Consider the following 12,679-nt stretch of genomic DNA (forward strand, 5'->3'; position numbering starts at 1 on the left):
CTGAAGCTCCAGCGATCGGGAGGGATCCGATGCCGTTACTTTTTCACCAGAACATGTGGCGTTACACCGGCGGCGCAGCTGCCCCGAGGCACAATGATTTTCATGCCCGGTTCGCGGCCTTCGACGCGGCCCATGGCGGCGGTCAGGTTATGGTCTGCGGCTTCACCGAAGTGATGAATAATAACGCCAACACCCGCAATCAGATGAGCGGGGCTGGCGGTGGCGTTAATCTGTGCGGCGCCCTGGGGTGCAACTTCCTGACCAATATCGGGGTCGGGCAAACCGCTTTCACGCCAATGGAATACATAACCATTGGCGTAAACCCGGCAGCCAATCCGGTCCTGGTCGGGCGGTTGACCTTTCAGCCCACGTCCGGAGGTGGGCTGCGGCTTCGTCAGGAAACCGTTGCGCCCGGCGCTGTGACCCAGGCCTGGGAGAATAACTTCCCGGAACTCGCGGACTACCGCGGGATCGCATTCGTCATCCTTGATCTGCCAACTCACCCCGTCCGGAGGATCGCGGTTGGCTATCTGCACAACATGTATTCCCAGAGGGATAACCGGGCCGCGACGATGAATATGCTGCCCTATGCGGCACAACTCATGCTCAGCCAGTTCGGGTCAACCGGTCCGGCACCGGCGACGGAGGTCTATATCGGCGGCGATTTCAATTGCCCGGCCTATGACCCCCGCGGCACGCGCCGGATCGGCTATATCTACACATCGTCGATCGGAATGACGGCGGCGCAGCAGCCCGCGCCCTATGCCCTGGCAGCAAACACTCCCGCTTTTCAGGCCGGGGGCACGCTCTGGTCGGGCAATCTCTATGACTATTGGTACTCCAACCGGAATGCCGGTCTGACGCCGCATCTCGACAATACCACCATCAATCATGCCGCCAATGCCTCAGCGTCCATGTCGGACCATTGCGGCGTCGCGGTCGGCATCTAGGGGAGGGAGTCATGGATTTCGCAACGCTTGAAATGGATTTTTCAACCCTGCAGGATGTTGTCACCGGCCAGTATGATGCCGCTTCGAAAACCTTCAATTTCGACGCCGCTGCCTATTCCTCAGCTGCGATCAGTGATCTCAAATCGACCAAGCTCGGGCAAGTGAAATGGGCGCTGACCGGAGCGCCGGCTCCCGAGGTCGACAAGACCGCCAAGACGGTGACCGTGACAGGTCAGGCCAAAAGCCTGATAGGGTTAGCAAATGTCAGCGTGTCGATGGTCTTCTTCATCAGCGGTGAGGAGGCGCAGCTACTGGTCGCAGTGACCCTGCCGAAGAGCTGGAGCTTCACCAAGACTTACCCGGAGCTCAAGGGCACGGTTTTCGACAAGGTCGATTATGCCGGGACGGCAGCCGCGCCGATCCTGGGTTTCGCCTCGGCCAGCTATACCGATGCGTCCCGGGCCGGCTTTGAATTTGCCAAGGGCGCCAATTTCTATGGCGATGTCATAATGGGCGGCGATCCGCTCTCGACGCTGAAGATGATCTTCGGTGCCTTTACCAAGACTCACCTCTCCGGCGCGATTGAGGATACGGCCCACGGGCCGAATATGAGCCTCACGGTCGAACTTGGGGTGACGGCCAGTTTGGCTGACAAGTTCCCAATCCTGACAAAGCATCTCTCGCTGGCCCTGGTGAGTAATTTTGACGCTAAGGGCGCCGTCCTGTCCGGGTTGGAAATCAGCACATCGTTCGACTTTGGCGGTCATAAAGGGCTTAAAGTCGGGACCTATATCAACCCCTGGGGCACACCGGTCCTGCCAATCTCGGGCAGTTTTACCGGTATCAGCCTGCCGTCGATTTCCAGCCTCGGCCCCGAACTGACCAGCCTCATCGGCGCCGACGATCTCGCCAGCGCACTGCCGGAAGGGTATGGCGACCGCAGCCACCTGGAACTGCTCAATGTCGGTTTCACCCTCGATCTGAAGAGCTTCAAACCGGTCTCGGTCAATTTGATGATCGGAACACCTGAGGGGGACCCCGGCTGGTCCCTCGATAGCGTGGCGAAGCTGGAGCAGTTACGCTTCGCTGTGAATGTCGATAATCCGTTCGGCGGCGATGGTAAGCGGTCTCTGAAGCTAAGCGTACACGGCGAGGCGGACGTCAATATCGGCAAACAGACCGTCGACATGGTCGCTGACGCCAGCGCTACCTTCGTCTCCGGCGGCGATAACGCCTATTCTGTCAGCGCGGCACTCGCGCCGGGAACGGACCTGACGGTGTCCATGTCAGACCTGCTCGGGGCCTATGTTCCGGCCGCCAAGAATGTGCCGGATATCAATTTCGACAGCCTCGGGTTTAATTTCGACTTCAAGAAGCCGAAGAACCATTATGCCTTCTACGCATCGCTCGACAGCCAGCGGCCGGCCGAGTTCAAGTTCGGCGGCACGACCGCGCTCGTGATCAAGAGTGGCACGTTCAACGTCGCCAATGACAGCAACAAGGGTAATCCGGGCGGAAGCGTCACCGGGGCGATCGAGATTTTCACGATCGAAACCGATTTCAACTACACGATACCCGGTGAGTTCGCGGTCACAGCGCATTTCCCCGAATTCCACATCAACCTGGCCAAGGTCGTCGCCGATCTCGCCGATGCGTCTTGGGGCGCGCCCGACTGGTTCCCTGAGATCACTTTCCCCAAGACCGACCTCTATCTCGCTCACTCCACGGCCAGTAACACTGACACAGTCGCGCTACGGGCGGCTCCGGATATCGGGGTCATCGTGCTGCAGGTTCTCAAGGCAGGCGGAAAATGGGGCTTCGCCGCCGCCGTCGATCTTGATGTCGAGAAGATCGCCGCCTTCGCCGGGCTCGATGTCCTCAGCGAGATGGATGATTATTTCAAGGTCGATGATCTGCTCTTTGCCTTTGCCTCAGCTGATATGCCGGGCGGGTTTCAATTCCCGCCACCGACGGCGTTCCCGGCCGCTAAGAGCAAGGCCGTGGCCCTGCCGAGCTGGTCCGGTCCCTTGAAACAGGGCTTCTACTTCTTCGGTGGCATGACGTTTAATACCGCGAAGCAGAAGAACCTGACCCTTGTCGAAGACATGTTCTCCCTGCCCTCAAGCATGCATTTCGATCTATTCGTGATGATCGGTCTGAACCCGTCCAAGGAGGCCAAGGCGCAGGCCTCGGTGCGGGCAGCAAACGTCAAAATCGGCGATATCGAGTTTGCCGAACTTGAAGGTACGCTGGGCCTGCAGATGCAGGCCGGCGTCCCCTCCTTCTTCGTTGAGGGCGCGCTCACCACCACCATACATGACAATAATGGTGCCCAGACGATCAGCTCCCAGCCGACCAAAAGCCGTGATCGTGATTTGACCGCCGCGCTCTCCTTCGAGCTCAGCGATAATGCCGCCTATCTTGCGGCGTCTATGATCGGACAGGTCAGCTTTGATGCGATCACGCTGGCCGACCTTGTGATGGTGATCGGCATCGATTTTGAAGGTATTCCCAGCCTCGGGATGGCTTGTCAGATTGATCTGTCTTCCTACGACACGACCTATGACAGCTCGATCGCTTTCTTCTTCGATTCCGGTAATCCGCAGAACTCGCTGTTTGCCGGTGCGGTTTCCGATATTCATCTCGGACAAGTGCTGCAGACCATTGTTGGCGAGATCACCTCCGGGGCGGACGAGCCGCCGGACTGGATGGTGTCGCTGTTCAACGAGGTCGCGCTGGAGGGCACGCAGCATTTCACCTTGCCTGGAAGCGCTCAAGATGCGCTCGACAAGCGCGACTACACCGCCCTCTCCAGCGCTTTCAATTCGGCCATGAGCGAGCAAGGTATTGATGAGACCGTGAGCTTTGCCGAGGCGACGACAATGATTGTTGTCGGTGGTCAGGAGGGCGTGCCGAACGGGCAATGGTTCATCACCAACTATCCCGCATCCGGCGTCATCCAGCACTATGAGCTCGAGGCGGGCGGCGGGCAGGTGAAGGTCGCGCGTGAAGCACAGCTTTACTACTGCATGCCACCGACCGGTGGATCCATTACACTGGGGCCGCCATCCTATGGCATAACCTTCAACTCCGGAATCTATGTTGATGGTGTTCTGAAGGTTTTCTGGCTTGAGCTGGAGACGATGATTGATGTCCGGCCCAATCAGGGACTGGCCGCTGATGTCGAACTGAAAAAGCCGATCAATGTCATTTCCATTCCCGGAACAGACATGGTCGTGCTCGGCATACGCAATCCGGACAACCCCAAGATCGGGCCGCAGCTCAACCTCTCAACCTTCCCCCAGGGAGAGGTCGGCCCGCATCTTTTCATGGAGGGGGAGCTCAGCTTCCTCGGCATCACCCAGCACACCGATATCAAGATTTCAGACAAGGGCTTCCATGTCGATTTTGGTACCGACGTCGGAACCAAGGGGTTGGGGGCGTCCTATGATGTCAAAGCCGACCTGGATAGCCTGACGGACTTCGAGTTCAGTATTGATGCCGAGTTTCACATCAATCATCCCGACTTCAAATTTTTCAATGTCGATCTCGGGACTATTGATCTCGACATCAAGTTCGCGGCGGGCCTCAAGTTCGGCTATAAGAATGACGTTCTCTTCTTTGAGGCTGACGGCTTTCATTTCGACCTGTTCGGTCACCGGTTCGGTTTGCCCAAAATCAAACTCGCAGCAGACACCGATAATCTGAAGGACATTCCCGGCATCATTTTCGATGCGGTCAGACAGGCGATCTGGGACTTCGTCTCGGACCCGGCACGCTGGCTTGAATGGGTCGGAAAGGGCATAATCCAGGGCGTCAAGGACGTAGAGAAAGTGCTCGAAGATGTCTTCCACGCGCTGTCTTCAGTGTGGAGCAGCGACAAGCGCATTCTCGTTGCTGTCCATCACAGCTATGCCGCATCGGAAGCCTTCACCGTCACGATTACGCCGTCGACGCCGACTGCCGGCGTGACGCAGGCGATGATCGACAGTGCCACAGCTTGGGGCAATGAGATGCTGCAGGATCTTGTGGCTCAGGAAGCGCGCCTGAAAATCCGTGGAATACCGCCGGCAGATGTCGCGAGTTTCAATGTGTCCACGCTCAACGATGTCGATGCGAGCTATGAGCTGAATGAAAACCAGATCTGGTTCGTCCGGCCGCAGGCTGCGGTGCCGAGTCTGGTCGAACTCGGTTTTGAGCACCCGCTCCAGGACAAGCGCTTCTTCTCGCAGACCACGGCAGCGGCCAAATTCAGCGTCGCCGTCGCCATTGCGGGCGATTTCAATACGGATCTGTCCCGCGTAACCGTCAGTGTGCGCTATAACGGCAAGACTATCGGCATGCCTTACATCTTCACCTCAAACATAGCGCATAATTTCCACGCTCCCTGGGATGTGGCGGAAGGTGAGAAGTACGAGCTCCAGTATGAAGCTGAATACCTCGACGCCTCAAAGCCAAAGGTGACATCGCCATGGATGCGGCAGCGCGGTGCCGCATTGGATCTGATCGTGCAGTCCGCCTGATCGACGCGTGGTGAGATCAATGCAGGGCGAGAGGATGAAGCGCCTTTCGCCCGCGCCTCCCTGTTCTTCTCGATGACTTAAGACGTCGCACGTGTGAGGGACTCGCCGGCTCGGTGTTGCGGGTTGGGAGGTGATCGAAGGTGCGGCGGCTGGTGCATCGTGGCAGAGGTTTCCCCCCAGCTGGCAGCCGGAATTCACCTGCCCGTCCTGGTTAGAATTGCATCGCGCAGGTTTTCTTTCTGTTAGCTTTCAATGCAATTATCCCTTTGTTTACCATAAATCTTTTCGAGAATTTAGTATTACCCGGATTTAGTAAGGGCGTAATCAAATCCGCATGGGAGAAGCGGTGATGAAGAATGTATTGCGCCAAACGACTGCGTGCCTGGCCCTGGTCATGGGGGTGACCGGTGGAGCCGCTTTTGCCCAGTCTACAAGTGGCGAAATCTCGCCGATCCTGCCGTTACATGGCGATATCGATCCGTTCTACGGCGATATTGATCCGTTCCATGGGGATATCGATCCCTTCTACGGTGATATCGATGCGTTTCATGGGGACATCTCGCCCTTCCATGGCGATATCAATCCATTCCATGGTGACATCAATCCCTTCTACGGTGACATCAGCCCGTTCTGGGGCGATATCAGCCCGTTCTGGGGTGACATCAGCCCGTTCCATGGCGATATTTCGCCCTTCCATGGCGATATCAGCCCGTTCCATGGCGACATCTACCCCTTCCACGGGGACATTCATCCCTTCTGGGGCGATATCAATCCGTTCCATGGCGACATTAACCCCTTCCATGGCGATATCGCGCCGTTTTGGGGGGATATCGGCCCGTTCTGGGGCGACATCAATTCCAGCTGGAACGCGCTCGACCCGGTCAATAGTACTCGCCGCGATTACCGACGGGTGCTCAAGGACATCAAGCGCATGTTCCGGGATGCCCGTCAGACCTGGGCGCCGATCATTGGCGATGGCAAGCGCGGCCGGGGCCGCCGGGCATTCAACGCGGACTTTATGGAGCCGCTGCTTGAGCGCTATGGCATTGATCTGACCGACCCGGATTCCCTGCGAGATATGGATGGGCGCGACCGCTCCGCCTTTTTCCTCGACTTCTATGATGGCCTGATGGGCTATGCCCAGTCTGACCGCGTCGATCACTGGATGGCGACGGTCAACTGGTCGCCGCGGATCTCTGCCAATGTTGGTGGCGGCAAGGATGTCATGGTCGGCCTGATCGATCTCAGCCTGCCCGGCAGCTACGACCTCAATATCAGCCTGCACGGGGAAAGCCCGACCCAGGCCTATCTGGGTTCCAATCACGGGATCGCGGTCGCCAGCCTGATCGGGGCCCGTCATGACGGTCAGGGCCTGATGGGGGTGGCGCCAGAGGTGCAATTCGCCCTCTACAACCCGTTCGACGAGACGCTGACGACGAATTGGACCGACGTTCAAACCGGTCTCAATGTCCTGCTTGACGAGAAACATGCCGATGTCATCAATCTCTCGCTCGGTGTCGCTGGCTGGACGCTGCCGCAGGATTGGGCATCGACCTTCGCCGCGCTGGATACCGAGTATCCGCTGAGCGAAACCCTGTTCGTGGTTGCCGCGGGCAATGACGGTATGGCCCAGGTCACCAATCTGGACTGGACGGCGTCTCCGGTGCTGGACAACCTTCTGGTGGTCGGCTCGGTCAATCCGGTTGGCCAGGTGTCGCGTTTCTCAAACCGCCCGGGTACGGCCTGTTTGCTGATCAATAACCAGTGCGGCGAAGGGCAGCGCCTGATGGACCGTTTCCTGGTCGCACCGGGTGAGCTGATCCTGGCCCAGGGCGGCGAAGTCGATGCCGGTCTGACCCGCGTCTCCGGCACCTCGTTCGCCGCGCCGCTGGTCACCGGCGCAGCCGCGCTCGTGAAAGGGCGCTGGCAGTGGCTGCAGGCCAATGAAGTCGCCGATATTCTGCTGATGTCGGCTCAGGACCTGGGTGCGCCAGGTGTGGACGAGGTCTATGGATGGGGATTGCTCGATATAGCGGGCGCTCTGGCTCCGCTCGACACCGACCATCTCTATCATCTCGGTGCTGATAATTACGAACAGACGATCGGCAATATGGGGCTGCGTCTGGGAACGCTGGACTTCAACCCGCGTGATGATCAGCATATCGTCGTTATCGAGCCAATCGGATCGACCTATCGCGATTTCGAAGTGCCACTGTCGACGCTCACCGCGACCGGTGAGACCGGGCAGTGGGGCGAACAGGCCCAGATCACGGAGTATGCTTATACCGGGACGCAGGGCACGGCCTTCAGCAATATCGTCGAGTTCGAGCGCACCCTGTCGCGCCGCGGCGATGTTGAGATCGTTGCTCTGGCCGCCCAGCGTGATCCGCGTGCAGAAACCTCGGAGAGCCAGCTGCCCTTCCAGCTTGGCGTCAGCCTCCACAATACCGTCAATGGCGGTGAGCTGCGCGCCGGTATCGGTGAGGGCGCTCTGGCTCTGACCCAACAGTCCGGCTTCGGCCTGTTTTCCGATCATCGTCCGGAGACCGGAGGGGTCAACCCGATCCTCGGTCTGGCGTCCGGCGGCGTCTATGGTCTCGCCGGCTTCAAGATGAGCGAGAACACGCGTCTGTCCGTTGGTGTCAGCACGGTGCGCGACGAACACCTTTTCACCAGCCCGTTCACCGGCGAAGAAACGCCGCTTTATCCGGGCATGGACGCGTATGAGGCGCAGGCCTTTGTCATCGATATGGCGCATCAGGCGGGTGAGGCCGTGAGTCTGCACGCGAGTTATACGGTGCTCAATGAGACGTCCGGCCTGCTCGGCGCCCAAGGCTCCGATATCCTCAGCTTCGAGGGCGGTTCTGTGACCGATGCGCTGACCTTTGGTAGCGAGATGATCTTTGATTACGGGCTCGATCTCAGCCTGTCGGCCACCATGGCCCGGACCCGATCGACGGCCTTCGGCGGTGGCGTTCTGGACCTTGCCAACGATGTCTACTCATCGGCCTATCAGGCCTCTCTTCGCCGGTCTTCCCTGTTCTGGGATTATGATGCCGTCCGTTTGAGCCTGATCCAGCCGCTTCATGTGGAAGATGGAGCGATCCGCTATACCGGTACCCGCATTATCGATCGTGATACCGGCGAGCTGGGTCTGGTGTCGCAGGACTGGGAGCTGGGCGGCATGCGGCCGACAGTCCTGGAAGTGATGTATGCCAGCCCCCTGCCGGGTGCCCAAGCTGACATCACCCTGTTCAACCGGTTCGAGGTGTCCGGTGAACAAATCAGCGAGCAGCGCGTTGGCCTGTTGTCCGGGGTGCGGTTTGAACTGAAGTTCTAGCCGAAGTGTAAGCTAGTTCATGAGGCCGTTGTCCTTTGCGGGCAGCGGCCTTTTGTCTTTAAATGAAACAGTATTCGCTTTTGAAATCAGTCTTGTGGACTGAAAATACTCGTTTAGCGCACACCGGAAATTAATGATCGTCCGTCAGAATAGAACTATGCGCGGATAAACCGCCGGATGGGTGTGATGTTGACGAGATCGATGGTGAAAATTGCGGGTTCTGTCCTGCTGGCTTCGGTGCTGAGCTTTGTGCAGCCGGACGCGATGGCTGCCAATGTCAGCTCAGGCGCAGTTAACGGCGTATCCTGGCACGCTCAGGACTTCGATGCCGTGGTCGATGAGGCGCGCGCGGCGATGATGCGCGACCCGGTCGCAGCGCTTGAGCTCGTGTCTGAGGCCGAGCAGGCCTTGGCGGCCCAGGGGCAATACACCTCTGTTCAGCAGGCGACGATCAGCTGGTTGCGCGCCGAGGCGTTGACCCGGCTCGGACGGCCTGCGGAAGCGCTACCGGCCGCCCAGGGTGCGCTCAACCTGCTGTCCGATACCGATACGCGCGACAAGCTCTACGGCGACGTTCTGGTGGCGCTTGGCCGCGGCTACAAACAGACCAGCGAGTACGGTCTGGCGCTGGAAAACTACCAATCTGCCTACGAGATTTTCCGCGATATCGGCGATACACGCAGTGAAGCCATCGTGCTGCAATCGATTGCTTCGATCTATAAGGATGCCGGCCAGTATGATCGCTCGGTCGAGTATTATCTGACGGCTATGGAGCGCCATCCTGGTGATGTTCAGCTCGAGCTTGCAGCCACCAATAACCTCGGCAATGTCTACCGTGAGCTGGGCGAGTTCGATGGTGCCCGTAGCCAGTTCGAGCGCGCCCGCGAGATTGCGGCCGAGATGCAAAGCCCGATCCTGGAAGCGCGCATTCTCAACAACATTGCGTCGCTCTATGTGGGGTTCGGCAATTTCACCGAAGCCAGCGCGGCGATCGAGCAGGCCTTTGCGGTCCTGCCGGACGAATCGCGCATTGAGTGGACCCGTTTCCTGTTCGGGGTTCAGGCGCAAATCGCTTATGGCCGTGGCGATTATGCCGAGGCCGCGCGTCTGACCAGCGCCACCTTTGACGGTCTGTCTTTGCGTGAAACCAGCCAGCACTTCGCAGAGTTTCATGAATCTGCGGCACAGGCCTATGAAGCGGTTGGGGAATGGCGCCTGGCAACAGAGCATTTGCGGGCCTATTACCGGCTCGATACCCAGGCCCGTGAGGTCATGTCCTCCGCCAATCTTACCCTGTTGGGGGCTGAATTTCATTTTGCCGAACAGGAGCTGGAGATCGCCCGGCTGCGCAGCGCGGGGCTCGAGAGCGAGCTGGAGCTGGCTGATGCTCGTTTCCGCCAGCGTCTGATCCTGGCTTCGGCCCTGTTGACGGTCATGTTCGGTCTGTCGATCGCCCTGATGTGGCGCCAGCGTGCGGCTCGCGAACGTCAGGTTCTGCTGGAGCGTATGCTGTTCGAGGATGGCGAAACCGGTCTCCCGTCGCGCTCGGCCCTGCAGCGCCAGATCGATACGCTCGGTCCGCTTGAGCCGGGAATGACGGTGGCGGTTGCTCTGGGTATCGATCGCTATGACCAGCTGGAGGCCGTTCTCGGCTTCTCGCGCGCCGCGGAGCTTCAGCGCCTGGTCGTCGACCGGATCGCCAATCATGAGGGTATTGACGGTGTTGCACTGCTCTCGCCGGGCGTGGTCGGCTTCATGCTGGATGGCGCAACGCTGGAAGAGGCACGCTACACCGCCAGCCGGATTTCGGCACTCTTCCGCCGCCCGGTCGAGCTGGCCGATGTTGAAATCGATATCGACCTGACCGCTGGCCTCGATGCGGGTGACGACCCGGCGAGCCTGATCAAGCGTGCGGTTATCGCGATCCAGCAGGCTCGCGACATCCATCAGACGGTGGCGGTTTTCGATGTAGAAGCCTTCGGAGACGCGTCGCTAGACCTGTCCCTGATCGGCCGCATGACCGATGCCATGCGCACCGGCAAGATGACGCTCCACTACCAGCCGAAGCTCAATCTGCGCACCGGTGAATTCGATACCGTCGAAGCGCTCAGCCGCTGGAATGACGACGAGCATGGCTTTGTCCCGCCGGACACTTTTATCCGCCTGGCGGAAGAAACCGGCCGGATCCGCGATCTGACCGAGTGGGGGCTGCGCCAAGCCATCGCTGACCAGGCTCGCATGAGCGCGGCCGGTTTTGATGTGACCATCTCGTTCAATATTTCCGGTGCTTTGGTGTCCGACCCGGTGTTTGCGGAATTTGCCCTGCAGCAGGTCAAGTCAGCGCGCGGCAAGTTCTGCTTCGAGATTACGGAAACGGCTGCCATGCAGGATCCGCAGCGGGCCATGGCCACGCTGCGCCGCTGGATGGATTCCGGTGTCCGGATTGCCATTGATGATTATGGCTCTGGCCTGTCCTCGCTGTCCTATCTGAAAATGCTGCCCTGCCACGAGCTCAAGCTCGACCGGGCCTTTGTCCAGCACATCGCGACCAATGAGCGGGATCGCATGCTAGTGAAGTCGACGGCTGACCTGGCTCACAGTCTCGGGCTGGAGATGACGGCGGAAGGTGTCGAAGATGATGAAGGCCTGGCCCTGCTCAAACTGTTCGGTTGCGACAGCGCCCAGGGTTTCGGTCTGAGCCGGCCGCTGCCGCTCGCCGCACTCACTGAGTTCCTGCGCAATGCCGCCCAGGACATCAAGGTCGAGCCTGCCCCTTTGCGTTCAGTGCAGGATCGTTCGAAGCGCTCAAGCTAGGCGGCCGGGTATTGCGCCCGAGCTAGGTGTACCAGACTGATTGGCCGCTTTCGCAGTTGCAGCGTTCAAAGGACTGGACAAGAAAGACAACGTTGTCATAGATGTCGCCAGGCAGCGGGCTATCTTAGCCCGCAGACGGCATTATGAGGGCGACCCATGTCGAACTATTACAAGAGACGCATGTCCCTGGCGGGGCTCGATCTGACCCAGTATGCGGTCGATGATCTGGCACCGATTGTCCAGGAGACTCTGGACGCCAAGCTACACGGCATCTCCTTCAGCCCCTATATGGAGGGCCAGGTGATCGGCATGCAGCTTGAGGCGGAGCAGATCCGCAAGCGCATGGCACCGCTGGCTCAGCATGTTGAATGGATCCGCACCTTCTCCTGCACGGAGGGTAACGAACTTTCACCCGGTATCGCCGCCGAATATGGTCTGAAATCCATGGTCGGTGTCTGGATTGATGATGACCTCGATCACAATGAAGAAGAGCTGACTAATGGCATCGCCATCGCCCAGGCGGGTCATGCCGGCATTCTGGCGATTGGCAATGAGGTCATGCTTCGCGGCGAGATCGATGAGGACAAGCTCATCGAATACATCGAGCGGGCCAAGGCCGCTGTACCGGGCGTGCCGGTCGGTTATGTCGATGCCTATTTCAAGTTCGAGGACCATCCGCGGATCGTTGAGGCCTGCGATGTGATCCTGGTCAATTGCTATCCCTTCTGGGAGGGCTACCCGATCGAACATGCCCACATCTACATGAAAGAGATGTATCGCCGGGCCCAGGCTGTCTCCAACGGCAAGAAGGTCATCATCGCCGAGACCGGCTGGCCCAATCGCGGCACGCCTGAAGGTGACTCGGTGCCGTCTTATGAAAACGCGGTGAAGTATTTCATCGATGCGGTCCGCTGGGCAGCGCGGGAAGATGTGGACATGTTCTACTTCTCCTCTTTTGACGAGGAGTGGAAGGTCGCCAAGGAAGGCGATGTGGGGGCTTTTTGGGGGCTTTGGGACAAGAACGGAAAGCCCAAGTACTGGTAGATGTTTTC

Annotated in this window: 5 protein-coding genes; all 5 read left to right on the forward strand. The window is 59.0% G+C overall.

All coding sequences use genetic code 11. The annotated features are described in order from the left end of the window. The first annotated feature begins 29 nt into the window (after nt 1-29). The 5 genes from Q1V57_RS10740 (at nt 30) to Q1V57_RS10760 (ending at nt 12,671) form a co-directional block, all read left to right on the forward strand. Nucleotides 30-950 carry a hypothetical protein gene (locus Q1V57_RS10740; RefSeq protein ID WP_300530447.1) on the forward strand — a complete coding sequence of 307 codons (921 nt, stop codon included), beginning with the start codon at nt 30-32 and terminating at the stop codon, nt 948-950. An 11-nt stretch (nt 951-961) separates the two neighbouring features. Beyond that, a complete protein-coding gene (locus tag Q1V57_RS10745; protein ID WP_300530450.1) occupies nt 962-5,473 on the forward strand; it encodes a hypothetical protein in 4,512 nt (1,503 codons plus the stop codon). A 349-nt stretch (nt 5,474-5,822) separates the two neighbouring features. Then, entirely contained in the window at nt 5,823-8,813 is a 2,991-nt protein-coding gene (locus tag Q1V57_RS10750; protein ID WP_300530453.1) for a S8 family peptidase, read from the forward strand. A gap of 186 nt (nt 8,814-8,999) precedes the next feature. Beyond that, nucleotides 9,000-11,627: an EAL domain-containing protein gene (locus Q1V57_RS10755; protein WP_300530456.1), complete on the forward strand. Its 2,628-nt coding sequence runs from the start codon at nt 9,000-9,002 to the stop codon at nt 11,625-11,627. Nucleotides 11,628-11,783: 156 nt separating this feature from the next. Then, nucleotides 11,784-12,671 carry a glycosyl hydrolase family 17 protein gene (locus Q1V57_RS10760; protein ID WP_300530459.1) on the forward strand — a complete coding sequence of 296 codons (888 nt, stop codon included), beginning with the start codon at nt 11,784-11,786 and terminating at the stop codon, nt 12,669-12,671. Nucleotides 12,672-12,679: the final 8 nt, after the last annotated feature.

The sequence above is a fragment of the Maricaulis sp. genome, assembly GCF_030149425.1.
Taxonomy (GTDB): domain Bacteria; phylum Pseudomonadota; class Alphaproteobacteria; order Caulobacterales; family Maricaulaceae; genus Maricaulis.